At 39.0% G+C, this 25,208-nt stretch carries 23 protein-coding genes; 18 read left to right on the top strand and 5 right to left on the bottom strand.

What is annotated here, in order from left to right:
• Positions 1-21: 21 nt before the first annotated feature.
• Both ACW6QP_RS05990 and ACW6QP_RS05985 read right to left on the bottom strand, forming a co-directional pair.
• Positions 22-2,238, bottom strand: coding sequence for an ATP-binding protein (locus ACW6QP_RS05990; protein ID WP_457909950.1), 2,217 nt, complete (start codon positions 2,236-2,238; stop codon positions 22-24).
• Positions 2,238-5,888, bottom strand: coding sequence for a chemotaxis protein CheB (locus ACW6QP_RS05985; RefSeq protein ID WP_457909949.1), 3,651 nt, complete (start codon positions 5,886-5,888; stop codon positions 2,238-2,240). Before ACW6QP_RS05985 ends, ACW6QP_RS05990 begins: the two co-directional genes overlap by 1 nt.
• Positions 5,889-6,357: 469 nt before the next feature.
• On the opposite strand from ACW6QP_RS05985, the gene ACW6QP_RS05980 reads away from it, so the two are divergent.
• From ACW6QP_RS05980 to ACW6QP_RS05960, 5 genes are read left to right on the top strand one after another with little or no spacing between them, the layout of a single operon-like run.
• Positions 6,358-7,137: an MlaE family ABC transporter permease gene (locus tag ACW6QP_RS05980; RefSeq protein WP_457909948.1), complete on the top strand. Its 780-nt coding sequence runs from the start codon at positions 6,358-6,360 to the stop codon at positions 7,135-7,137.
• 1 nt (position 7,138) lies between these two features.
• The gene (locus tag ACW6QP_RS05975; protein ID WP_457909947.1) at positions 7,139-7,873 is read left to right on the top strand and encodes an ABC transporter ATP-binding protein; all 735 of its coding nucleotides are present in this window, start codon (positions 7,139-7,141) and stop codon (positions 7,871-7,873) included.
• 8 nt (positions 7,874-7,881) lie between these two features.
• On the top strand, positions 7,882-8,889 hold the full coding sequence (locus tag ACW6QP_RS05970; RefSeq protein ID WP_457909946.1) for an MlaD family protein: 1,008 nt from the start codon (positions 7,882-7,884) through the stop codon (positions 8,887-8,889).
• A gap of 55 nt (positions 8,890-8,944) precedes the next feature.
• A complete protein-coding gene (locus ACW6QP_RS05965) occupies positions 8,945-9,754 on the top strand; it encodes a universal stress protein (RefSeq protein WP_457909945.1) in 810 nt (269 codons plus the stop codon).
• Positions 9,755-9,756: 2 nt separating this feature from the next.
• The gene (locus ACW6QP_RS05960; RefSeq protein ID WP_457909944.1) at positions 9,757-10,278 is read left to right on the top strand and encodes a hypothetical protein; all 522 of its coding nucleotides are present in this window, start codon (positions 9,757-9,759) and stop codon (positions 10,276-10,278) included.
• Here the strand turns inward: ACW6QP_RS05960 and ACW6QP_RS05955 are convergent.
• Together ACW6QP_RS05955 and ACW6QP_RS05950 are read right to left on the bottom strand one after the other, a co-directional pair.
• Positions 10,275-10,538, bottom strand: a complete 264-nt coding sequence (locus ACW6QP_RS05955; RefSeq protein ID WP_457909943.1) for a zinc ribbon domain-containing protein — start codon at positions 10,536-10,538, stop codon at positions 10,275-10,277. The two genes, ACW6QP_RS05960 and ACW6QP_RS05955, sit on opposite strands and share 4 nt — an antisense overlap.
• Positions 10,539-10,541: 3 nt before the next feature.
• Entirely contained in the window at positions 10,542-10,949 is a 408-nt protein-coding gene (locus ACW6QP_RS05950) for a hypothetical protein (RefSeq protein WP_457909942.1), read from the bottom strand.
• Positions 10,950-11,302: 353 nt separating this feature from the next.
• Between ACW6QP_RS05950 and ACW6QP_RS05945 the strand changes: the two genes are divergently transcribed.
• Positions 11,303-12,337: a response regulator gene (locus ACW6QP_RS05945; RefSeq protein WP_457909941.1), complete on the top strand. Its 1,035-nt coding sequence runs from the start codon at positions 11,303-11,305 to the stop codon at positions 12,335-12,337.
• Positions 12,338-12,764: 427 nt separating this feature from the next.
• Complete coding sequence (locus ACW6QP_RS05940; protein WP_457909940.1) at positions 12,765-13,244, top strand: Hsp20/alpha crystallin family protein; 480 nt, start codon at positions 12,765-12,767, stop codon at positions 13,242-13,244.
• Positions 13,245-13,274: 30 nt separating this feature from the next.
• On the opposite strand, the gene ACW6QP_RS05935 is transcribed toward ACW6QP_RS05940, so the two are convergent.
• Positions 13,275-13,907 carry a WG repeat-containing protein gene (locus ACW6QP_RS05935; protein WP_457909939.1) on the bottom strand — a complete coding sequence of 211 codons (633 nt, stop codon included), beginning with the start codon at positions 13,905-13,907 and terminating at the stop codon, positions 13,275-13,277.
• 176 nt (positions 13,908-14,083) lie between these two features.
• Here ACW6QP_RS05935 and ACW6QP_RS05930 point away from each other — a divergent pair, with 176 nt between their 5' ends.
• The 11 genes from ACW6QP_RS05930 (at position 14,084) to ACW6QP_RS05880 (ending at position 25,182) form a co-directional block, all read left to right on the top strand.
• The gene (locus ACW6QP_RS05930; RefSeq protein ID WP_457909938.1) at positions 14,084-14,938 is read left to right on the top strand and encodes a universal stress protein; all 855 of its coding nucleotides are present in this window, start codon (positions 14,084-14,086) and stop codon (positions 14,936-14,938) included.
• 11 nt (positions 14,939-14,949) lie between these two features.
• On the top strand, positions 14,950-15,801 hold the full coding sequence (locus tag ACW6QP_RS05925; RefSeq protein ID WP_457909937.1) for a universal stress protein: 852 nt from the start codon (positions 14,950-14,952) through the stop codon (positions 15,799-15,801).
• A gap of 2 nt (positions 15,802-15,803) precedes the next feature.
• A complete protein-coding gene (locus ACW6QP_RS05920; protein WP_457909936.1) occupies positions 15,804-16,655 on the top strand; it encodes a universal stress protein in 852 nt (283 codons plus the stop codon).
• 27 nt (positions 16,656-16,682) lie between these two features.
• Entirely contained in the window at positions 16,683-17,525 is an 843-nt protein-coding gene (locus tag ACW6QP_RS05915) for a restriction endonuclease (RefSeq protein WP_457909935.1), read from the top strand.
• 2 nt (positions 17,526-17,527) lie between these two features.
• A complete protein-coding gene (locus tag ACW6QP_RS05910; RefSeq protein ID WP_457909934.1) occupies positions 17,528-18,895 on the top strand; it encodes an MBL fold metallo-hydrolase RNA specificity domain-containing protein in 1,368 nt (455 codons plus the stop codon).
• An 80-nt stretch (positions 18,896-18,975) separates the two neighbouring features.
• Positions 18,976-19,398, top strand: a complete 423-nt coding sequence (locus ACW6QP_RS05905) for a hypothetical protein (RefSeq protein WP_457909933.1) — start codon at positions 18,976-18,978, stop codon at positions 19,396-19,398.
• 2 nt (positions 19,399-19,400) lie between these two features.
• Positions 19,401-19,835 carry a hypothetical protein gene (locus ACW6QP_RS05900; RefSeq protein WP_457909932.1) on the top strand — a complete coding sequence of 145 codons (435 nt, stop codon included), beginning with the start codon at positions 19,401-19,403 and terminating at the stop codon, positions 19,833-19,835.
• A gap of 480 nt (positions 19,836-20,315) precedes the next feature.
• On the top strand, positions 20,316-21,125 hold the full coding sequence (gene proC / locus ACW6QP_RS05895; protein ID WP_457909931.1) for a pyrroline-5-carboxylate reductase: 810 nt from the start codon (positions 20,316-20,318) through the stop codon (positions 21,123-21,125).
• A gap of 24 nt (positions 21,126-21,149) precedes the next feature.
• Complete coding sequence (gene proB / locus ACW6QP_RS05890) at positions 21,150-21,920, top strand: glutamate 5-kinase (RefSeq protein ID WP_457909930.1); 771 nt, start codon at positions 21,150-21,152, stop codon at positions 21,918-21,920.
• 22 nt (positions 21,921-21,942) lie between these two features.
• Positions 21,943-23,139, top strand: a complete 1,197-nt coding sequence (locus tag ACW6QP_RS05885) for a glutamate-5-semialdehyde dehydrogenase (protein WP_457909929.1) — start codon at positions 21,943-21,945, stop codon at positions 23,137-23,139.
• Between the two features lie 180 nt (positions 23,140-23,319).
• Positions 23,320-25,182, top strand: a complete 1,863-nt coding sequence (locus ACW6QP_RS05880; RefSeq protein ID WP_457909928.1) for a M61 family metallopeptidase — start codon at positions 23,320-23,322, stop codon at positions 25,180-25,182.
• Positions 25,183-25,208: the final 26 nt, after the last annotated feature.

Here is a 25,208-nt window from a genome sequence, read left to right as displayed (position 1 = left end):
CCATTATTAAGCTCTCATTTATTACAGGTGAAAGTAAAAGCAACTGCCCTCTCCCGGTTTGGTTTCGGCCCAAACCCTGCCGTGATGTTTTTCGACAATTCTCTTAACCACTGCAAGACCTATCCCCGTTCCTTTAAATTCATTTGAAGCAAAACGGGTGAATATATCAAAAACTGCTTCGGTCTTTGAAGGATCAAATCCCGGGCCATTATCTTTTATATAGATAGTTTGTTTCCCGTTTCTATGCAAACTGCCAATCTCCACCACTGCATTTTCAGTTTTTGAAGAATATTTTAAGGCATTTCCAATTAAATTCGACAGCAATTGGGTAAGCATTCGTTTATCTGCAGAAAGCCTGGGCAAATCCTCCTTTATTATAATTTTAGAATCGGGATAAGCCACATCTGGATTTTGAGTTTGCAAAACATCCTTAATCAGCTCCTTTAATTCTAATTCATGCTTGTTAATTTCTCCTTTTGTAATTTTAAACAGCGACAATAGCTCATCGATGAGCTCATCCATATTTTCAGCAGATCGCAGCACGGTATTCAGCAACTCTTTTACCTCGTTTGAGAATTCTTCGGAATGATCTTCCTGAAGTATTTTTACAAATCCCTCGATTCCTCTTAGAGGCGCTCTTAAATCGTGTGAAATACTATAACTAAACAATTCCATTTCCTCATTGGCCCTGGTTAGCTCGGTATTTAAAAGCTCAATTTTCTCCTTTTGCTTTTCTATGATTACGTGGCTAATACTTTCCCGCAGCAAACGGGCGGCGCTAATCTCATAATCCTGCCAGGTTTGGGATACTCCCCGCAGTTTTTCAGTCCATTTTTCGAAAGATTTACGCGGACTTATTCTTTTTTCCTTTTCATTATAGGAAGCTTTATTCTGCGGATTACCACCCCAGGAAACCGTTTCTGAAATTTCTGGTCTAAACCATAACAAATAGTTATTGCGGTCTTCTCCAATACGCAAACTCAGTATTCCTGAAGCCGATTCACGAAAATCGGCTCCCGGGGCATAAACAGCAGAAATATTTTTACTGAAAAAAACGTGCTCATCCTGATGCTGTAAAAATTCATTTACAAAACTCTCTAATTGAGATTTGTCTGGAGTTTTACCTGTAAGCGCAATTTCCCCATCCAAAACCACGGCACCACCGGTACATTCGATGAGCCTGGTAAAGAGAGTTTCATTTTTTATTAAGGCTTCAGATAAGCCTATATTGCGTTGCATTTGTTTCACCAGTTTTGCACGAATTCCGTCACTTAAGCGGTTTTTTTCAATGAATTTTTCATTGCTGCGCAAACTAAGCTGATTTGCAAAAACCTGAGTTAAAAATCTACAGGTTTCCCGTTGAAAGTAATTAATGAATTTTGAAGTAGAATGATGGCAGGTAATTAAACCCCATAGCTTTCCGCTAACGATAATAGCTGCTGTTAAGGAGGCTCCTACCTTCATATTTTGCAAGTATTCAATATGAATAGGCGATACGCCTCTTAGCTGGGAAAGGCTTAAATCTAAGGGTTCGTTAGTAACGGGAGAAATTTCGGGCACCAGAGGCACCGGCGAATAATTTACATCGGTGATGATACGAACTTTGTTCTTCAAAAACATTTTTCGCGACTGTGCCGGGATATCGGTTGAAGGATAATGAAGGCCAAGCCAGCTATCAAGGTCTTCCTTTTTTTCTTCGGCAATCACCTCCCCGTTCCATTCCTCATCAAATTTGTAGATCATCACCCGGTCGTACTCAAAAATATTCCTGGTGATAATCGCCGTTTCCCGGCATATTGCTTCCAAATCGGGAGCCGCACTCAATCTATTTAAGATCCAGGTGAGTTGCTGCTGAAAAAACAACGAATCCCACAATTTGCCTGCAGGCTCAAAATCTATAACCAGATTTTCTCCCGAATAATGCGGAAGCATTAAAAACTCTAAATTATTGAGCGTAATCTTAACAGGAACGAAGCTAATTTTTTCATTAAAACCTTCGGCTACCTGTTGTAATTTATCTTCTCCAATTAAATCGCGAAGCGATGTTCCCAGTAAATCCCGGGTTTTTATTCCGAAGAACTTTTCGGTATTATCGCTTAATTGAGTGATTTCCCAGGTCTGGGAATTGCAAGCCAGAATCACACCATGTGACTGTGCCTTACCTATAATATGTATAGGTTCTTTTTCACAATTACTAAGATCGACTTTATAGGGGTAAGCGTCTTTTAGTTTGGTCATTAATTAGCTTTTAGCTTAAAGTAAAAAGTACTACCAACGCCAACCTGCGAATCTACCCAAATGTTACCTTCGTGCAATTGAACAATTTTTTCAACATGCGCAAGGCCCACTCCGGTGCCATCTTTTGCTTCGGTTCCTCTTACCCGGTTAAAAATCGTAAAAATATTTTTTTGATCTTCTTCGGCAATTCCCACTCCATTATCCATCACCGAGAATACCCAGAACTCTCCTTCGCGATAAGAATTTATACGAACTTCGGGGGTCTGGTCTTCACGGGTATATTTAATCGCATTTCCTATAAGATTTTGAAACAGCAATCTCAGCTCGATTTCATAACCTTTTAATTTAGGCATTTTACCCACGTGTACTTTGGCCTTTGTATCCCGAATACTTTTACCGAGATCGTACTTTACTATTTCTACTACTTCTTTTACATCTACAAGCGATTTATTACCGCTTCGGCCAATTCTGGAATACTCCAATAAGGCCTTGATCTGGGCCGAAAGCCTTGTAGAAGCTTCCTCTATATATTTTATATAATTCTGCCCTTTTTCGTCAAGGTTTTTGGCATACATCTTCCCTAACACATCACTTCCAAATTTAATGGTTGAAAGTGGCTCCTGTAAATCGTGTGAACAAATAGAAACAAACTGTTCCAGGTCGCGATTTGCTCTTTCCAAATCGGCTTTTTGTTCTTTCAATTTATCTTCAACCTGGCGAATTCCTGAAATATCCACACAGGAATATCTGATAGTAATTATATTATCTGCCTCATCCTTTTCGGCAGTGGCATTTAAAATAACGGGTAAAGTTTTTCCGTCTTTAGTGAGCATATTTTGCTCAATATTCACCAGCTCTCCTTTTTCCTGGAAGGTTTTATTGGATTTCAAAGCCTTTATCTGAGCTTCTTCATCATAGAGGTCAAAAATTGGCTTCCCAATAAGATCTTCGTGAGAATCGTAACCCAGATTCGAAACCGTGCGTTTATTACACTGTACAATTAAGGAGGTTTGGGGGTCTATGCTTATATGCATCACAGGATCTTCTTCATAGAAAGACTTAAAGCGCTTTTCGCTGGCAATTAGTTTTTCTTTGGATCTCTGCAACAAACTAATGTCTATAAAGGTGACCACTACCCCGTTTACTTCCTTTTCTGTATTGAAATAAGGCGAAATTCGTCTTAAAAAGTGCTCTCCTTTTGAGGTGATTATGGCTTTTTCAAGCACATTTCCAGATTTTAAAACCCTTCTACAACTAGGGATAAGGTTATTTTTCCCCATACTTGACGTGAAATGCTCCAGAGGTCTTCCCACATCACTATTAATTAGATTAAAGTGATCCTTTATTGCAGGCGTGAATTTACGGATGCGCAAATCTTTATCGAGGAAAATGGTGCCAATTTGAGTGCTATCAAGCAGGTTATTCATATCGGCATTAAGAGCTGCAAGGTCTTCTACCTTTTGAATATTTTCAGCGTTTACCGTATTGATTTCTTCATTAACGCTTTGTAATTCCTCGTTGGTACTCTGCAATTCTTCATTAGAGGCTAACAATTCTTCGTTAGCAGCCTGTAACTCCTCATTACTGGTTTCAATTTCTTCCAAAGAAGTTTGTAATTCTTCTTTGGTTAATTTCAATTCCTCTTCCAGACTGGTAACATATTCCTTGGTACGTTTGCTAATACTAACTTTATCTACCTGGGTCAGTTTTTCAGTCTTAATCGTGGTTTCTATAAAAGTGATTACGAAATTCGTATCATTATCAACACTTTTACTCATAAAGGGCTTAACTATAATATCCACACCCTTTTTCTCGCCATTATGTTGATATACAGCCTCTTTGTAAATCACCTTGTCATTATCAGCTTCAGCTTTTTTAAGACTGGTCATCACTACCGGCCTTAAATCTGAACCCAGCATATCCAGCAAATTGATAGAAAAGCCACTTACCGGTAAATTAGCATACTTTCTAAATTCACCCACAGCCTGCAGGATATTAAATTCAGAATCTATGAAAACGCTGGCGCCACCAAAGGCTTCCATAATGCTCTCATTAAGCTCTTCGCTTAATTTTTGTTTCATACTGCCGGCAGCACTCCTGTGATTTCTGGTAGTGCGCTCTTTATATTTTCGGTTTTGAATCAACCCGTTTGTCGCCGAAGTAGATAAGCCCGATTTTAATTTACGGCTGGGGTTTATATTTTTATAGATCTTCCCTTCCTTACTTATTACCTCGAAATCTTCCCTGTGGTTATAAACATTTTCACTGGTTCCCAGCAACAGTATTCCATTTTCCTTTAAGGCATAATGAAGCACATTCAGGGCTTTGTTTTGAATTCCGGGTTGGAAATAGATAAGGAGATTACGACATACCACCATATCCATATTACTGAAAGGTGGGTTTTTTATAATATTATGCCTTGAAAAAATCACCATTCGCCGTAGTTTCTCCACAACCTGGTAACCATTGGTTCTACTAAGAAAATATTTGAGCAGTAAATCGGGGTCTATATCGGCTACTATACTTTCGGGGTACAGGCCTTTACTACCAATTTCCAGATGTTTTGTAGATATATCTGTAGCAAAAACTTTGAGATCTACTTTCTTATTTTGCTTTTCGATTTCTGCATCTATACTCATTGCCAGGGTATAGGCCTCTTCTCCACTGCTACAGGCAACATCCCAAACTTTAAGGATTTCGCCATCCTGTTTAGAAGCAACCAATTCGGGAATTACCTTTTCACGCATCACCTTCCAAACCGACTGATCCCTGAAAAATTTAGTCACCCCAATTAAAAATTCACGGTATAAAATATCCACTTCTTCTTCATTCGAAGACAGGAAATCATAATATTCGTTTAAACTGCGGCATTTACAAACATTCATTCGACGGGAAATTCTACGGGCAAGCGTAGCATGCTTATATTCCCTAAAATCAAGACCTGTTTTTTCATCTACGAATTTCAGGATTTTCGTAAGCTGTTCCTGGTCATAGTTTAACTCGCCATTATTTGTCTCGATTACTGGCGGAGCCGTGATAAAATCCTGAAGTTCATCTCCCATTTCGGCGACCGGAAGTATATAATCTACCAGCCCGGTATTTATTGCACTGGTTGGCATACCATCGAATTTTGCCTCTTCAGGTTCCTGTACCATCACCATTCCGTCATACTCCTTAATCGCTCTAACTCCACGGGTACCATCACTTCCCGTTCCGCTAAGTACCACCCCAATAGCTCTTTCTTTATATGCATTAGCCAGGGAGGTAAAAAACATATCTATAGGCAGATTTAAACTCTGATTTTTAGGTTTATCCACAAGATGCAGCATCCCATCTTCCAACACCAGGTTATTCACAGGGGGAATCAAATAAATGTGTCCCTGCTTCACCTCCATTTTATCCTCAATTTCTACGATAGGTAAATTGGTGTGTTTTGACAACAACTCGCCCATCATACTCTTATAATCGGGTGATAAATGCTGAATAACCACATAGGCGTTTTTATCGGTTTCAGAGATATTCTGAAAAAAAGCCTTAAGTGCTTCCAGACCACCGGCACTGGCACCAACGGCCACAATGCGGGTATCCTGAGCAAGGTAATTATTATCTGAAACAGTTGAAGGTGAGTTGGATGCTTGTGATGGTGTCATTAAAAAATCCAGATATATATTAAAAATCTATAGAATTTATTCAAAGTATCAAAAATACCGGTTAAAACCTAACTTTCTTAATGTAAACCAAATTTTAACTAACGGATATACCTGAAAAAATTTAGTAAAATTCTTACAAAAATGAATGTTCAAAATAATGAAATAATTGGATCGGCTTTAAATTAACTAAATAAGATACTTATTTCCAAGTAGTTAAGTGTGATTTAAATTTAAATTTTCCTATTTGTCTTAAAATTTAAAATTAAACAAACCATAAATCCTAATCAGATTATAATGTTTTGTTTTTTTTCGGTTTATCGGGGGGATTTTTTAAACTGAAATCGGGCCTCAATCTCTGCTGGAATACGGAATCCCCACTTTCAAAACAGCCCTTTGTGGTTTAATACTGATGCTTATCATTTATTTGAGACTGTACAGGCTTTAATTTTATAGGATTGATCAGGTAATTATGAGCACAGCCGGAAGCCCAACCAGTAAATTCAGGTCTTTTTTCATTGAAATTGGAGAGCTGAGTCAATTTGCAGGGCGATACTTCAGGGAGGTAATTAGCCCGCCTTTTGAGTTTAAAGAACTTATTAGGCAGTGTTATAATCTTGGGGTAAAGTCTTTGCTTTTGGTAGCTGTTACCGGCTTTATACTTGGGTTGGTTTTTACCCTGCAGTCCAGGCCCACCCTTTTAGAATTTGGAGCGGTGTCCTGGATGCCCTCAATGATTAGCATTTCTATAGTTAGAGAAATCGGGCCGGTAATGATAGCCCTAATCTGTGCAGGCCGAATTGGTTCTGGAATTGGCGCAGAATTAGGCAGCATGCGGGTCACCGAACAAATCGATGCCATGGAAGTTTCTGGAACCAATCCGTTTAAGTTTCTAGTGGTCACCCGAATTTTGGCGGCAACCTTAATGCTTCCCTTATTGGTGATTATTGGTGATGCCATAGCTTTATTTGGGTCGGCCCTGGTTGAAAATATCAAAGGACAGGTGTCTTTCACTTTGTACTTTAACCAGGTATTTGAAGCGCTGGAGTTTAGCGATTTGATTCCGGCAACCATCAAGACATTTTTTTTTGGTTTTGCCATTGGCCTGGTGGGTACTTTTAAGGGTTATAACAGTAAAAAAGGTACCGCCGGGGTAGGAAAAGCGAGCAATTCAGCCGTGGTTTTTACTTCTTTATTGTTGTTCATCCTCGATTTTATCGCCGTTTTTATAACCGATATTTTTTACAACTAAAATGAAGGCGCAAAACCCGGTAATCAGGATCTCGAATTTATACAAGGCTTTTGGTGAAAACAAAGTTTTGAACGACTTTAATCTTGAATTATTTAAAGGGGAAAACCTGGTTTTAATGGGAAGGTCTGGGTCGGGCAAATCGGTGATGATTAAATGTATGGTGGGCCTGATGCAACCCGATGCCGGGCAGGTGGAAATTTTGGGGAAGGATCTTTCTGTAATGAAACAAACTGAAATGGATGAATTAAGATCTCATATAGGTTTTCTTTTTCAGGGAAGTGCACTGTACGATTCCATGACGGTAAGAGAAAACCTGGAATTTCCCTTAAGACGGCATTCTAATTTAACTGAAGCCGAAACCGAAGACAGGGTTCGGGAAGCCTTACATAACGTAGGCCTGGAAAAAGCACTGGAGCTAATGCCGGCCGAACTTTCGGGTGGGATGCAGCGCAGGGTTGCCCTGGCCCGAGCCCTGATTCTAAAGCCCGATATAATATTTTACGATGAACCAACCACGGGCTTAGACCCGATAACCGCTAAAGAAATTATACAGCTCATGATTAGCATTCAGAAGAAATATAACACCAGTGCGCTAATCATCACCCACGATGTAGACTGCGCCAGGGTGATTTCAAATCGAATTATTCTTTTACTCGATGGACTAAATTATGCAGAAGGCACCTATGCTGAATTAACGGCCTCAAAAGATCCAAATATTCAGGCCTTTTTTAAATAATTGATGATATGAAAACAAGTAATACACAAAAATTTACCCTTGGGCTATTTGTCATAATTGGTCTCATCTTACTGGTGCTTGCAGTATATTTAATTGGCCAGAAAAAAAGCCTGTTTTCCAGCACCACCCAAATCACTTCTGTATTCAAAAATACCAATGGCCTGCAAACCGGAAATAATGTAAGATACTCGGGGGTGAACGTAGGTACCGTGAAAGCGATCAACATTCTCAATGATACGGCTATTAATGTGGATATGCTTATCGATGAAAAATCGGCCAGGTTCATTAGAAAATCATCCCAGGCTATGATCAATTCCGATGGTTTGGTTGGAAGTATGGTGGTTAACTTAATGCCCGGTGAAAATAAGGATGGTCTAACAATTAAAGCCGGAGACACTTTAGAATCGGTAAGCCAGGTGGCCACTGCCGATATGCTTTTCACTCTTAATAAAACCAATGAAAATGCAGCTTTACTTACTTCAGATTTGTTGAAGATCACCAACGCTATCAATGCGGGTGAAGGGGTGCTGGGTCATTTGCTTAAAGATTCTCTAATGGCCAACAATCTTCAGCAAAGTCTTGTGAACATTAATAAAAGTAGCCAATCGGCTTCAATTACGCTTTCCAGGCTTCAGCAATTAAGTCAAAAAATAGAATATAACGAAAACAGCATCGCTGCAACTTTACTCTCTGATAGCAGCGCTGCAATACAAATAAAAAATTTACTGGAGAACCTTGAAAATTCTTCTGAAAATATTGAAGCCTTAAGTGAAAACTTAAAAGATTACAGCCGGGAAATTAAGGAAGCCCGCGGCGGAATTAATTATGTGGTTAAGGATAGTGTATTTGTTGAAAATCTAGATATGAGCATAAAGAATATAGAAGCGGCTACCAGAAAATTTGAAGAGAATATGGAAGCCTTAAAGCATAACTTCCTATTCAGAGGTTATTTTAGAAGATTGGAGCGGCAGCAGGAAAAAGAGAAGGCCAGGATTCAGGACTCAAATCAAAATTGAGCAATATCATACTTTAAGCAGTAGACTTGATTTAATTTTATTTAAAACTCTGAAAATGAAAAAATTAATCTACACTACCGATTTTTCAAAAAATTCGGTAGCAGCTTTAAACTACGCTGCCGGGCTAAGCAAATTGCTGGATGCCGAACTTATCGTGCTTCATATTGCAGAGAAAGTAGAAAAGGAGAATGAAAAGGCTTATTTGCTTCAAAAACATAAAGATCTGGAAGCCTTCACCAGCCTGCACCTTGAAAGTTCTCAGGATGATTTAGATATTAGCTGGGCAGTGCGAATGGGAAATCCGAAAAAGCAAATTTCCGGCTTTATAAAAGATTTGAAATTTGATCTGCTCATAATGGGAACGGCAGGTCTGGGAGCCGTAGAACGCTTCTTTTTAGGCAGTACAGTGAGGACTTTGATGACAAACTCTACCGTGCCGGTTTTGGTCGTTCCCCCCAATTATCAATATAAACATCCAACTAATTTATTATACGCTTCAGATTATGAGCAGGAAGATATCTTCCACATTGGGAAATTGATTCAGCTCTTTAAACCCGAGCCTGTTAAAATCGTGGTGGTGCACATTTCCAATGAAGATGAGTTAATGATCAAAAATCTCCTGGGATGGTTTAAGCAAAGCCTTCAGGAGAAAATAAAATACGAGCACCTGGATTTCTCGGTTATATTTTCTGAAGATAGGCTTAAAGGCCTGCAAACTGTAATTAAGCGAAATTCGGCAGATTTAGTGGTGATACTTGAAAGAGCACCCCGGCCGGAACGCAGCGGCATTTTTTACAATGATTTAGTGCAGGAGTTGCAATCAAAAATAAAAATCCCGGTGCTTAGCTATAACGAAACCTATTAAGGATGAAACTGGAACATTTGGAAGAACGGGTAAATGAATATAATAACTCGATCCAAAATTTATTGGATAAGCGTTTGTTATGGCAGCGAGAAACCAAAAATCTTATTTTGAATACACTTCATCGGGTGGTAAAAACCTATCCTATTGGTTGGAAAGTGCAGCATCTAAACTGGATTCATGCTACCGAAGCGGTCAACATAACCTTTGAAAGCTTTCCTGAAAAATTTGCCGATAAAAGCGCTCAATTACCGGCTTTTAATCTCTTACCCGGTGGTGCGCTTATTTTTTCCCAATTATACAATGGTGATATAGATATAATAGTAGTTTTTCCTTTAACCGACAATTGGATGCCGGCAGATAAAGACATTGTGGAACTTGGCATCTATAGTCCTTCTGAAATTACCGAAAGTTTAATTCTGGAAAAAGTTGGTGAGTTTATAAAAGAATTTATAAAATGGGAAATACCCACGCCCCGGTCAAAACCCGGCTATAAAAGCTATGATATAATTCCTCCCGGCCCTTAAATATTTGCCAGGCGCCATCTTTTATGATCGGGCAGGCGTTTAATGACCTGCCTGGCTTCTTCGAGACTAATTTCTTCATGTAATTCGGCTTTTTCCAGTAATTCAACCTCCAGCTCATGTAAGGTTAAGGCAGGCCTGGTAAACTCACCGTTTTTAAAGCAATTGAAGCAATAGTCTTCGTTAAGACTATGATCCCGCATAGTACCGCTAAAATCGGGTGTAAAGTTATGGCCACAGCTTTGGCAAATTAGGCTTTGCATAATTTAGGATTTAAGGATCGCTTTTAATTTGGAAAGCATAATCACTTCAGATTTATTCTTTCCTGCAAAGGCCGCAGCAATGGCATCGGCGGTTTTCCAGGTGAGCTTTTTAATCTCTGCGGAAAACAGGTTTTCGTGCCGGGCTTTAAAGTCTTTAAAATCCTGGAAGGCATCTGCGGCTTCAGGTGGATTTTCCATCAACAAATCGAACATAATTTCAATTTGGTAAGCTGCATCGGTACCAAATTCGTCTTCTAAATCATCGACTTTCAACCATTCTTTTTGAACAAAATCTTTTAAAGCTTTGATTTCTGCAGAATTAATGTTTTTATCGGCTGCGGCTATGGCATAAAATAGCTTTCCGAGGTTTGTATAGAGTCGATCTATACTATAACTATGGGTAGTTTTCATAGGTTTAATTTTCCGGGGTTAGTAAGAATTAAATTTGACTCATAAGCAGTTTATAACCGATTAAATTAGGAAGATTAAGCTTTACCAGGTATGATAAATATCAGTTTCAGTATAACATTTTATTTAATCCCGAACCACAAAAAAGCATTGATAACCAGTAAATACAGGTGATTTGAGAGTTAAATTTTCAGAAAATGAAAATCCTGATTTTTATCATTTATTTTAAAAAATACTGAGTATATTTAGGTACAAATTCCCCCCTCTCTTCAGGATCAGGGAATGCCCAAACTACCTCCCCCCGACTTTTGATATGTGTGTTATCAACACCCCTATGGGGTTTAATTTCAGTGTATATGAAAAAGGTTTTGCTGATAGAAGACGATAAAACCTTGCGTGAAAACACCAGGGAAATTCTGGAACTTGAATCATACGAGGTTCAGGTGGCTTCGAATGGGAAAGAAGGTTTGGAGAGCATCTTTAGAGATCCGCCAGATATCATTGTATGTGATATTCTAATGCCAATTATGGATGGTTACGAGGTTTTTAAGGCCTTGCGGCATAATAAGCACTTCGATAAGATTCCCTTCGTTTTTCTTTCGGCCAGGGCAGAAATTGAGGATATTCGAAAAGGAATGAACCTGGGAGCCGATGATTATATCACCAAACCTTTTAAAGAAGAAGATCTCTTGAATACCATTAAAAGCCGCCTGGCCCGATACCAGCTTTTATCTGAAAACGAAACCAGTGGTGAGGAGCCGATACTTACCGACCTCGAAGAACTTCGAAATTATTTTTTGCAGAAGGGAGAATTTTTCAAAGTCTTCAAAAATGAGATCATATACAAAGAGCGTAAAAACGCGAGCTTTGTATATTATGTGGAAATAGGCCTGGTAAAAACCCATCGAATGGATGAATATGGAAAAGAATTGATTACCAGCATTAGTAAAAAAAACGATTTTTTTGGGTTTTATTACTTCCGCAATCTATCTCAATATCCTGAAACTGCCACTGCCTTACAGGCTACCAATCTCTATAGATTGAGCAGTTTGAACTTTCAGGAACTATTGCAGCAAAACCATAGGTTAACGCTGGATCTCGCACAAATGCTTAGCGATAAATTATCGGCATTAAAGACAAATCTTCTGGAAATGGCTTATGCATCGGTCTTAAAAAAAACCACCAATACCATCCTGCAATTTGCTGAAATTATGAAAGATAATGCCCAGGAAGGAATTCGTATTTCTCGCACCGATTTGGCCAGCGTGGCAGGAATTTCTACTGAAAGTTTTATAAGAAGTCTTAGCAGTTTAAAAAAAGAAGGTCTTATTGATATTGAAGGCAGGAACATTAAAATCCTTGACTTACAGAAATTACACAGCATCAAATAAGCTGTAATTCAAACAGTTAAATATTTCTTAAAAAGAAAAACATTGATATTTGTCATCCTTTTCGGGAATTTTTGGATGTACTTTTATAATCAGAATAAAAAATATATTTGATTTTTAAGTACATTCTTGGAGTTAAGAATCAAATTGAGAAGATATCAAAGGTATTTGCAACCTGATATACATATTTTACTGAGTGTAAGATCACTGATATCAATTAAAGTGTTAGTAAGTAAACTTAATATCTTCTTAGGAAACAGGAGGCAATGGTCTCCTGTTTCTGTTTTTACCGCCCAAAACCAACTCCATTTTTTAAGCTTCAAAACATTTAACATCAGCCAATTAGCATTCTGATTTTTATCATTTTAATCTCTTTTTTTCCAGGTTAATTTTAGCTGAAAATTTTTATTAACCATAAATAATATAAATTATGTCACTCATTAAATCAGGCAAAAGCCGCAGCCCAATTTCCAGGTCTAACTGGATGGAAAATGACCCTTTCTTTTCAGATTTAATGGATACCCGTAAAGGTATTTTTAACCTGAATCGAATATTTAACGGTGATTTTGATACAGATTTCACTCCGGCTATGAATATTAAAGACCGGGGAAACGAGTATGAAATAGAACTTGCAGCCCCGGGCCTAAGTAAAGATGATTTTAAAATCTCTATAGACAACGGGATGTTGCACATTTCGGTCGAAAAAGAAGAAAGCAGCGAGGAGAAAAAAGAAGGTTATCTTAGAAAGGAGTTTAGTTATAATTCCTTTTCCCGCAGTTTAACTTTACCAGATAGCATAGACGAAGAGAAAGATGTAAAGGCTCAATACCGCGATGGAGTTTTAAAACTGGAGCTTATGAAGAAAGATGGGGCCAGACAAAAAAAGTCGAAATCTATTAAGGTTTCTTAAAAAAGAGGGCTGCTAATGCAGCCCTCTTTTTTATTCAACTTTATGTACTTCCCAGCGCTTATCTGGGTTTCTAACCGCAATCAAATTCTCTGATAGCCTTCGCGCCAAAATTTCAGGGGCCTCCCTTAATTTCTTTGGAGATACCGAGACTGGAAAGGGTCCTGCCAAATACTGTACTACCTCGCCTGTTTTGTCGATAAGTACCACATCGTATTTATAAGAAACAATTCGCTTATCCAGCACGTCATTTCTACCCAACTCCCTGCCTTCAACTTTAATTGCCAGGGCTTTGCCATTTTTAAATCCGGAAACATTAAGAAAATCGGCTTCGATTACGGTATTGTCCTTAGCATCTATAAACCCGTACCAGGGAATTCCATTTTTCATTTTCCTGATAATAGCCAGGCCATCGGTCATCAAAGGATTTTTCTGCGAGGCCACCCCCAAATCGGTGCGTTCTGAAGCTTTTTCATTATAGATTAAATCATCACGAAAATCAACACTTAGGTTTCCCAGGCTATCCAAAAAAGCCCATTGGTTGCCTTTTTTCACAGCGGCATAGCTATTATAGAAATTACCTACAAAATCGGCATCCTGTAAAACCTGCCCACTTAGCAGGGCCGGCATAAGGAAGCTCATCAAATAAATGTATATAGTTTTCATATCGATAGGAATTAATACTTAAAAATAGCAAGCAAAATCCCGAAAAAATATGATAATGGTCAATCTACCTCTGCCTACTTAAAACAATGTAATCCCTCGGCGATCAAATCATTACTGATTAAAGTCATAGTTTCCAGCCTAAAGCTGCTGTAATTTTATCCTACAAATAAGCCGTTATGAGAAAGATAGTTTTACCCACCGATTTTTCAGAAAATTCCTTACAGGCACTTAAATATGCTGTGGAATTATTTAAACACGAAACCAGTGAAATCTATCTGCTTCATACTTTCGCCGATGAGGTTTATGCGGAAGAAAAAAATCTAAGCAGGGAGTTATTTGATGAACTTAAAATTAAAGTGCAAACCAAAGCCAACAATTCTCTTGATGAATTTGAAGCCAAAATTAAAGACTATTCTCCTAACCCCAGGCATAAGTTTATAAAGCTTTCCATTTTTGGATCCCTGGTAGATGAGGTTAACGATTTGATTAATCGCGAAAATGCCGATATCACCGTTATGGGAACCCGTGGCTGTACCAATAATCGCAGTTTGAGCTTTGGAAGTAATACCCTAATGGTATTGAAATACGTTCAATGCCCGGTTCTGGCCATTCCCGTGGGAACTCCGTTGGAGATGCCCCGCCGTATACTCTTTCCCACCAACTATATTATCCCCTATCAAAAAAGAGAGTTAAAGCTGGTAGCTTGTATGGCTCAAACCTATAGGGCAAGCATACATATGCTATATATTTCAAAATTCCCACTGGAATCTTACAGGCAAAAAGACAATCAAATCATTCTAAAAGAGCAGTTTGTTAACCTGAATTTTCAATTTCATCAAATCGATGCGCCCGATAAAACCCAGGCCATTCTGGATTATATAGATACTGAAAAAATTGATTTGCTCATCATGGTAAACGGCAGGCATACCTACTTAGAAGATATACTTTTTCACTCTACTATAGATCGAATTGGGCTTGAACCTAAAATTCCGTTTTTGGTGTTGCAAAATTATAACCGGGAAATTTTATAAAATTAACTAACATGAAAAAGATTCTTCTACCCACCGATTTTTCTTCGAATTCCTACCAGGCTATGACCTACGCGGTAAGGTTATTTAAAAATGAAGATTGTAAGTTTTATCTCCTAAACACCTTTACTCCCGTGCTCTATGACACCGAGTATTTGTTATATAATTCTACCCAGCCCGATTTGGAAGAAATGTACCGGGAAAACTCCAGGCGAGGGCTCAACCGGATGCTTACCAAATTGAAGAAAAACGAAAAAAATTCCAAACACAGCTACGAGATCATTTCATCCTTTAATTTGCTGATAGATGAGATCAAAGAGCAGATAAAAGAAAAAAATATAGATCTTGTGGTTATGGGTACCCAGGGAGCTACCGGCGCCCGTGAGATCCTCATCGGGACCAACACTGTACAGGCGATGAAAAAAGTGAAATGCCCGCTTCTGGCAGTGCCCTCTGAGGTAGATTTTAAAAATCCGACGAAAATTTTATTTCCTACAGATTACGGCATCGATTACACTAAAGATCAACTTGAATTATTAAAATTTATAGCTCTGGAGCATAAAGCTACCATCCAGATTCTCCATATTTATCTGGGAGAGACCCTAAATGCAATCCAGGAAGAAAACAAGAAGAAATTAAGTTCGGTCTTGCAGGAGGTGCCACACAGGTTTTTTAGTGTTGAAAAAAACAGCCTAACTCAGGGGATTTACGACTTTCAGAAGGAATCAGATGCAGATTTTCTTGTAATGATCAATAACAAGCATTCCTTTTTTGAAAACCTCTTATTCAGACCCGTGGTAAATCGCATCGGATTTCATATCAAAGTTCCCTTTTTGGTAATTCCTTCGGGAAAATATACAGCCTGATCATGAAAAATATTCTCCTCCCAACCGACTTTTCAGCGAATAGCCTTAATGCTATCAAATATGCTATAAAAATCTACGAACAGGAAAGCTGCAATTTTTATTTGCTGCACGCATTTCAACCGGTATATTTCACTACAGAAAGCCTTATGGTACCCGAGCCGGGCGAACCTGCCTATGATGAAGCTCTGCAGGAAGCCGAAGAGCAAATAACCGATCTAATTTTGGAGCTAAATCAGCAAAACCCGAATTCGAAACATCATTTCAAGCCAATCATCACCTATAACAGTGTAACCGAAGCCATAGAGGCTAGCCTGGAGAAACGTTATTATGATATGATCGTTATGGGAACCCGCGGTGAAAATGATCCTGAAAACCGAATTCTAGGCAGCAATACCTTAGCTGTTTTAGATAGGATAAGATCCTGTCCCGTGCTTATGGTACCCGAACCCCTGGCGCATCTCGATGAACCAAAAAATGAAATTGTACTTGCCACAAATTATAGAATCGGTCTATCAAAATTGCATATGAACCTTATTAAAGAATTTGCAAGTCATTTAAACGGAAGCATTCGTGTATTGCATATTCAGGAAAAAGAGCAACTTTCTGAAGCTCAGGAACACAACAAAGAAATAATTCAGGAAATGCTGGATGATAGCAGTCATAGTTTTCATACCTTAACCAATATCCCTGTTGCCAAAGGAATTCAAAGTTTTATCGAAAGTCGGCGCTCCCAGGTTTTGGTCTTAACCAATAACAAACCCGGATTTTTCAAAAAACTGTTTTCTGTAAGCCTATTGAAGAAATTGGGCAAAAGGCCACAAATTCCTATTCTGGTGTTACCCCTACCGGAATAATTTGAAAATTTATTTAACTTCCTTGATATGCATAAAGACCAGATAAATATTAAAAAAGCATCGGGTAGAAAGGTGCGTTTCTCTGCAGAGAAAGTTGCAGCCTCATTACGCAGGTCTGGTGCCGACCAGGAAACCATAAACCATATTCTTCAGGCTATTTCTTCGGAATTATACGAGGGAATAAGTACTAAAGAAATTTATAACCGGGCTTTTCAAATGTTGAAAAACAGAAGCAATTTATTAGCTTCAAAATACAAGCTGAAAAAGGCAATTTTCGAGTTGGGGCCCACAGGTTTTCCTTTTGAAAAATTCATTGGCGCCATCCTGTTTCATAGCGGGTACCAGGTAGATGTTGGAGTGAAATTCCAGGGAAAATGTGTATCTCACGAGGTAGATGTGCACGCCACCAGGGACGGTGAAGACATTTTAATGGAATGTAAATTCCATAGTCTGCAGGGAAAATTCAGCGATGTGAAAGTGCCTTTGTATATTCATTCCAGGTTTAGGGATATCGAAGAGTTTTATAACGAAAAGCCTTCAGAAACATTTAAATTCAAAGAAGGTTGGGTAGCCACAAATACCAGATTTAGCGCCGATGCAAGAAAATATGCCAATTGTGTGGGCCTTAAGTTACTGAGCTGGGATCTACCAAAAGGAAAGGCTTTAAAAGACAAAATAGACCAAATTGGTTTATTTCCCATCACTGTTTCCTCTTTATTAAATTCACGGGAAAAACAGTTTTTATTAAGTCGGGATGTGGTCTTATGCCGGGAACTTTTAAACGATGATTTTTACCTGGACCATCTGGGAATTTCTGAAAAGCGTAAAGCCCGAATCCTTAGCGAAATGGAAAATCTTTGTAAAATTTAAAAATGGAAGCGAAAGTGCATTTTTTTGGTGCTGCAGGCACAGTAACAGGCTCAAAATTCCTTTTAGAATTACCCGGAATAAACATCCTAATAGATTGCGGGGTTTTTCAGGGATTAAAAGAATTAAGACTGGAAAACTGGAAAGATTTGCCGTTTCCTGCGTCTCAAATCGATTTGGTTTTGCTCACTCACGGGCATCTGGATCATTGTGGCTATCTGCCAAGATTGGTTAAGCAGGGTTTCAAAGGTCAAATTAGAGGTACCTCTCCAAGCCTGGCGGTCGCCGGAGTGATCCTTGAGGATAGTGCAAAAATTCACGAAGAGGAAGCCGAAAGAGCCAATGCCGAAAGCTATACCAAACACGACCCTGCCCTGCCATATTTCACTCTGGAAGAAGCCGAAAATAGTATGCGCCTCTTTAAAAGTATAGAACCTGAGACCTGGTATGAGGCCTCCCCAGAAGTAAAATACAGATTCAGGGAAAATGGTCATATTATAGGCGCCTGCTTTATAGAGATCAAAGTTAAAGGCAAAATTTTAGTTTTCTCAGGTGATATTGGCCGCCAGGACGACCTCCTTTTACCTGTGCCCAAAAATCCCGAATGGGCCGATTATCTATTTCTTGAAAGCACTTACGGAGACCGGTTACATCCTAAAGAAAATCTGGAGAAAATATTTTCTGAAGCGATTACTAAATGTCTTGAGAACGACGGCAGTCTTATCATTCCCAGTTTTGCGGTAGAACGCCTGCAAGCTTTGATGCACCTCATCTGGCATTTAAGCAAGCAGAATAAAATTCCAAATATTCCGGTGTTTGTAGATAGTCCTATGGGGAACGCGGTTTTGGAGATTTTTTCAAATTATCCTGCCTGGCATAAATTGAGTTCAGAAGATTTCAGAAATATGAAAAAGAGGTTTAATATCATCACCTCTTATGCCGATACCTGGAAGACCATAGATAATCCAAGGCCTAAGATTATCATTGCAGGAAGCGGAATGGTTTCCGGCGGGCGGGTACTCACCTATTTAAGGTATTATATTTCCAAACCTGAAACCCAGGTAATGTTGGTTGGATTTCAGGCTGAAGGCACCCGGGGAAGACAACTCCAGGAAGGGGCTCACGAAATAAAAATCTTCGGAAAATATTGTGAGGTAAAAGCCAGTATTCTTCAAATTCATAGCCTCTCGGCTCACGCCGACCAGGAAGAATTATTACAATGGATAAAACCGATAAAAAACATCCCCGAACAAACTTTCCTTATTCACGGCGAACCTATGGCCAGTGATGTCTTAAGAGTGAAGATTAAAGATACTCTAAAATGGCCAGTGACCATCCCCGGGCTCAATGAGGTTTACAAACTTCAGCTTTAAATAAATGAGTTTCAAATAGCTGATTTTTATCATTTTAAAGGAGCTTTTTTCAGCATAAATTTAGATTTAATTTTAACGTGATGTCGGCTTCTTCAAAACCCAAATTTTCGGCTAATGAGCAAAGCATTCAGGAACTTCAGCAACAAAATGATTGGTGGATAGAGCAATTATTTTTTAAGGCTGATGAAGTTTACTTCCTGGAACATTATTTATCTGCCGATATCTTTCGGGATGGTATTCCCAATTTGTTTGAAAAACTGGAACTTTTCAAGTTAAAGCTGGAAAGCTTACGCCTTGAAATGCTCGATCTAAATAAGGAAACCCATAATCATCGTTTTAATCTCGAAGGAATGCTGGAGTGTGATGATGTGAGTTGTGACAGTTTCTATCACGAAGAGCATTTGAACCTCGAAAAACGGGTAAATTCATTTCTCAATAGGTTCAGAGAATTCCGGTCAGAGGTGTTTAATTATAGCGCTGCCAGTCTAAAAACCAGGAATTAACGATGAAACCAAAGCCATCTTTTAAATATATAGAATGGAAAAGTGCAGAAGAAATGCATTATTCCAGTTTGCAATGGTTATCAGAATTAAATTTCATCAAAGATGAACATATCTTTTTTCAGGATATGCTCAAGGAATATACCCTGCCCATTATTGAGTCTAAACTTTTTCCGCAGGTAAAAGCTCAAATCCTGGCGCTGCAAAATTCGGAAACAGAACTTTTTGAACTGCATAAACAGGTAACCGAACATCGAAATGGACTCAAAATAATGGTAGACGGAATTGACCAGCCGGCCGAGGAAAAAACATATAAGCAGGAACACCGCGAATTATTGAATCGATTTAATTCGTTCACAGAAAAATTTCATCATTTAAAGCAAGAGATTTTTAAAAATGTAAGCCTGGCGCTTAAAAAACAAAAACGATTGTTGAATTGATGCTGTTGAGTTTTTTACGAGCACCCCGGGCTGGTTTGTATCCGGGGTGCATTTGTTTTAGCGCAGCCTTAATCAACGAAAACCTTTTCGTTACAAATAGTCGCATTTTTCTGCCATTATTGCAGTATTGGTTTTTTAAAATTTCGACTGCAGAGAATTTTTATTTTCCGTATTTCGGAAGGCTAATTTGATAGAGATTTCTTCCTTAAGATAAGCTTAACAATTTATTGGAAACTTCAGGATTATAGGAATAATCTACTGTAAATCAATTGTATTCAAGCCCTGCCAATGTTTCTATTTTTTAAATTTCACCAAAATTTTTTCAGGTTTAACCTTCTCTTAAATATCTCTCAATCATTTTTATTTTAAATTACTGGTGAAAGCTCAAATATAAATTTTGCTTTACCCAGCCTCGCATGGTATTTGTGCCATAGTGGGTGAACAAAATTGATATAAATCTAAACAACCAAAACAATAAAAATGAAAGTATTAGTTATTGGAGCAGGAAATATGGGATTAACCTATGCTGAAGGTATGGCAAAATCGAGCCTGTTAAATCGGAGAAATCTTATGATTTTCGATAAATCGGCCGAGGTAATTACCACTTTAAGCAAGGTAGATCATTTCGATGTATACGATAATATAGAGGATTGTTTACCGCAGGCCGATGTGGTCTTTCTAGCAGTTAAGCCCTACCACTGCGACAGTCTATTTGAAGAGATCAAAGATATGGTTAATGACCAGCAAATATTTGTATCCTTAATGGCTGGAGTTACCATCGAAAAGATTCAACAAGGCCTTGGGGTTAAAAAAGTGGTTCGCTCAATGCCTAACCTACCAGCACAGGTGGGAAAAGGTGTAACTTCATATACCGAAGCTGCCGAAATATCGAGGGTAGAATTATTAATGGTGAGAAACCTGCTCGATACAACCGGGGCTTCAATTCACGTAGAGTCAGAAAAATTTATTGATGCTTCTACCGGAATCTCTGGTAGTGGGCCGGCTTATGTATTTTATTTTATGCAATCTATGCTGGAAGCCGCGTTGAAAATGGGCTTTTCCAAAAACGATTCAAAAGTCCTGGTAAGCCAAACCTTTGAAGGAGCGGTAAAACTATTTAATGAATCTGATCTTTCTCCCACCACCTGGATGGAGCGGGTAGCTTCTAAAGGAGGAACCACCCGGGCTGCATTGGATTCTATGAATGATAACAATGTAAAAGAACTAATTAAGGATGCAGCCTATGCGGCTTTTGACCGTGCTGTGGAATTGGGAAAAGAAGAAGCATAAACAAGTATTTTCAAAACCTATAAAATGGAAAAAAAGAGAATAGTAGTTAAGGTTGGTACGAATGTAATGACCAACAAGGACAATAGAATTTTACAACCCGTATTAAAAAGTCTTGTTCAGCAAATAGCAACTTTATATGAAGAAGACGTAATGGTTGTATTGGTATCATCTGGATCGGCTATCGCCGGGAAGGAAATTCTAGGCGATGTAAATATCGAAGATCCCTCCAAACGCCGGCAGGTTTTCTCTTCGGTGGGGCAACCCCGAATGATGAGACATTACTACAGTTTGTTTCACGACTACGGAATGCGCTGTGCCCAGGTGTTAGCCACCAAGAGGGACTTTAGCCCGGGAATTCACCGGGAAAATATGATTAACTGTTATGAGTCTCTACTAAGCGAAGGAATTATTCCTATTGCTAATGAAGATGACGCGGTGTCGGTAACTATGTCTATGTTCTCAGATAATGATGAGCTGGCGAGTTTGGTTGCTGAATTGATCCAGGCCGATGCTCTTATTATTTTAAGTGATACCGACGGGCTTTACACCGGCCACCCCGATCACGAGGATTCTGAAAAAATCAACAAGGTACAGATAGACCAGAATGTTGAAAAATATGTACAGGAATCTGATAAAGGTGAAGGTGAAGGCCGAGGCGGAATGGAGTCTAAATTAAAGATCGCCAAAGGTACCGCCGCCAAGAATATCACTACCTATATCGCAAACGGAAAAAGAGAAAATGTAATACTTGATATCGTAGCCGGAAAACCGGTGGGTACCAAGTTTACACCTTAATTCAAAATAAAAAATTAGAAAAATGAAACTTTTAGATAGTAAGAAAAAAAATGATGTACTTCAGTCTATGATGGATATCCTGGACCGAAGAAGAAGAGATATCATTAAAGCCAATAAAAAAGACCTGGAAGCTTTTGGAGATGGAGACCAGGCGATGTACGATAGATTGGTGGTTGATGAAAACAAGGTTGACGCTATGATCCAGTCGGTTCGTGAGGTTAAAGACCAGGAAGATCCTGTGGGTCAAACCATAGAACACAGAAGACTGGACTCAGGCCTTGACATTACCAATAAAACAGCGCCATTTGGTACGATAATGATCATTTATGAAAGTCGTCCAGATGTTACCATCGAAGCTGCCGTACTGGCTTTTAAAGCCAATAACAAGATTTATCTTAAAGGCGGAAAGGAAGCCAATAATTCGAATAAAATTTTGGTAGAATGCTGGCACGAAGCCTTAAAAGAAAACGGCCTGGAAACCGGCTGGATTGAACTGCTTCAGTTAAACCGAACCGAAACCCAGGAGTTCCTTAAAAATCCGCCAGAGCATATAGACCTTATCGTGCCTCGAGGAGGAGAACGCCTAATCGCTTTTGTTAAGGAACACGCGGCAGGAGCAGTTCTTGTGAGTGGTAGAGGAAATAATTTCCTTTATGTAACCAAAAACGCCGATTTTGAAACGGCTAAGAAGGTAATGCTCAACGCAAAAACCGATAAGATTTCAGGTTGTAATGCGCTTGATAAAGTGCTTATCGATAAAAACCTTCCCGATTTTGAAAACAAGGTGAAAGAACTTCAGCAATTATTCAAGGAGAATAAAGTAAAAATGCTGGTAGATGATGAAATTGGTAAAATTATCGATGAAGATAAAATCCCTTCAGAAGATACCTGGTATGAAGAATTCCTGGCAATGCAAATCGTTTTATCTGCTATAGACGGTTTAGACCAGGCGATAGATAAAATCAACAAATACTCGGGTGGACATTCGGCCAGTATTATTACAAAAGACAAAGATGAAGCTCTTAAGTTCATGGAACAGGTAGATAGTGCAGCTGTGTACCATAACGCTTCCACCCGCTTTACAGATGGTGGGCAAATGGGAGTGGGTGCCGAGCTGGCCATTAGTACCGATAAACTCCACCACCGTGGCCCGCTGGGATTAAAGCAGCTGGTTACCAATAAATATTATGTGTTGGGTGAAGGCCACATCAGGGAATAAATTCCTGATTAAAACCATAAAAAAAGGTGTCCTGAAAAATCGGGACACCTTTTTTATTTTAAGGAATTTATATACTTAGATTTTCAGCAATTTTAATGGTTTTCAATTTTTAGCAATAATAAATTTGTAACAAAACTCACTGATACCCGTCCTATACCCAGAAAAGATTATTTTTATCAAATGAAAAGAACCCTGCTTGCCCTGGCGGCAATATGTAGCCTCTATGCCTGTAAAACTCCTCAAAGCATTACCGAAACCAGGCAGCCGGTAGTCACCTCGATAGACCTTATTAACGTTGTTGATGATAAAGTAAAGGTTGAAGTAGACCCCGATCGCTTTACCCGGGACACCACCAGGTTTTTTATTCCGAGAACCGTGCCGGGAACTTATTCTATTGATAATTACGGGAAATTTATCGAAGATTTTAAAGCTTTTGATTACGATGGGAATGAACTTTCATTTGAAAAAACCGATGATAACACCTGGCTTATCCCTAACGCAACAAACCTTGATAAAGTAACCTACTGGGTTAATGACTCGTTTGATATAGAAGGCGAAGAAGGTGTTTTTTCTCCCAGCGGAACCAATATTGAAGCTGGTGAAAACTTTATGCTGAACCTGCACAGCTTTGTAGGCTATTTTGAAAAACAAAAAGAAGAAGCTTATGCGCTTCGAATCAGCAGGCCAGAGAATCTCATTCCCGGCACTGCCCTATCGAACACTTCAACAGCACTCGACGCCGGAAAAAGAGATGATTTTATGTTAAGCCGGTATTTTGAGGTTATAGATAACCCTATAATGTATGCTACTCCCGATACCAGCAGTTTTATGGTAGGCAATATGAAGGTGCTTTTGAATGTGTATTCTCCCAATAAGGTATATACTTCAGAAGATATAAAACCCGGAATCGAAGAAATGATTTCGGCGCAAAAACGATTTTTAGGAGAAATCGACAATACCGGGAAATACGCCATTTTATTGTATCTGAGCGACCAACAGAAACCCGATGCCCGTGGCTTCGGTGCCCTGGAACATCATACCTCAACTGTTGTGGTACTTCCCGAAGCTATGCAGGCCGAACAGCTTCAGCAAACGATGACCGATGTGGTGTCTCATGAATTTTTCCATATTCTTACCCCTTTGAATGTACATTCCGAAGAGATCCGATATTTCGATTATAATGAGCCCAAAATGTCCCGCCATTTATGGATGTATGAAGGCGTAACCGAATATTTTGCCAATCTTTTCCAGGTGAATCAGGATTTGATTAGCAACCAGGATTTTTACGATCGCATAGCCGATAAAATGGCTACCGCCGCAAATTTTGATGATACTATGTCTTTTACTTTAATGAGCCAGAATATCCTGGAAGATGAGTACAAAGACAGTTATTATAATGTATATATGAAAGGGGCGCTCATTGGAATGGCCCTGGATATTAGGCTTAGAGAGCTAAGCAAGGGAGATTACGGTGTTCTTGATCTTATGAAAGAACTGGGCAGTAAATATGGCCAGGATCGTGCGTTTAAAGATGAAGACTTATTTGATGACATTGTAACACTGACCTTTCCCGAAATCAGAGATTTTCTGGAAACCTATGTGAGCGGTACTACGCCAATTCCCTATGGTGAATTTTTTGCCAAGGTTGGTCTTGAAGAAAGTGAAAAAGAAGTAGAAAGCGGATATTTTATTCGCGGTAACACTCCCTTTATAGATGGTGACCCTGCTACGGGCCAGCTTTTCTTTAGAGAAAATATCCTAAATCATTCCTTCTTTGGCGGCCTTGGCGTTGAACCTGGAGATGTGATTGTATCGATTAATGAGGAAGAATATAATATTCAAAACGTTTACAATATGGTGATGCAAGCCGAAAGCTGGAAGGAAGGCGACGACTTTAAAATGCTTATTTTAAGAGATGGTGAAGAGCTTGAAATTTCAGGTGAAATCAGCAAACCTACTACCATAGAAAAAACTCTGGTTGAAAAAGAGCTTCCGGAAAATTCAGACGCAGTGCAACTGCGCAAAGCCTGGTTAAAAGGTTAATAGATTCTAACTAGTGCTTTAAGCGG

It is taken from the genome of Salegentibacter haimaensis (assembly GCF_054121495.1).
The sequence above is the reverse complement of the archived record's forward strand: the minus strand, read 5'-3'. Positions and strand labels throughout refer to the sequence as shown.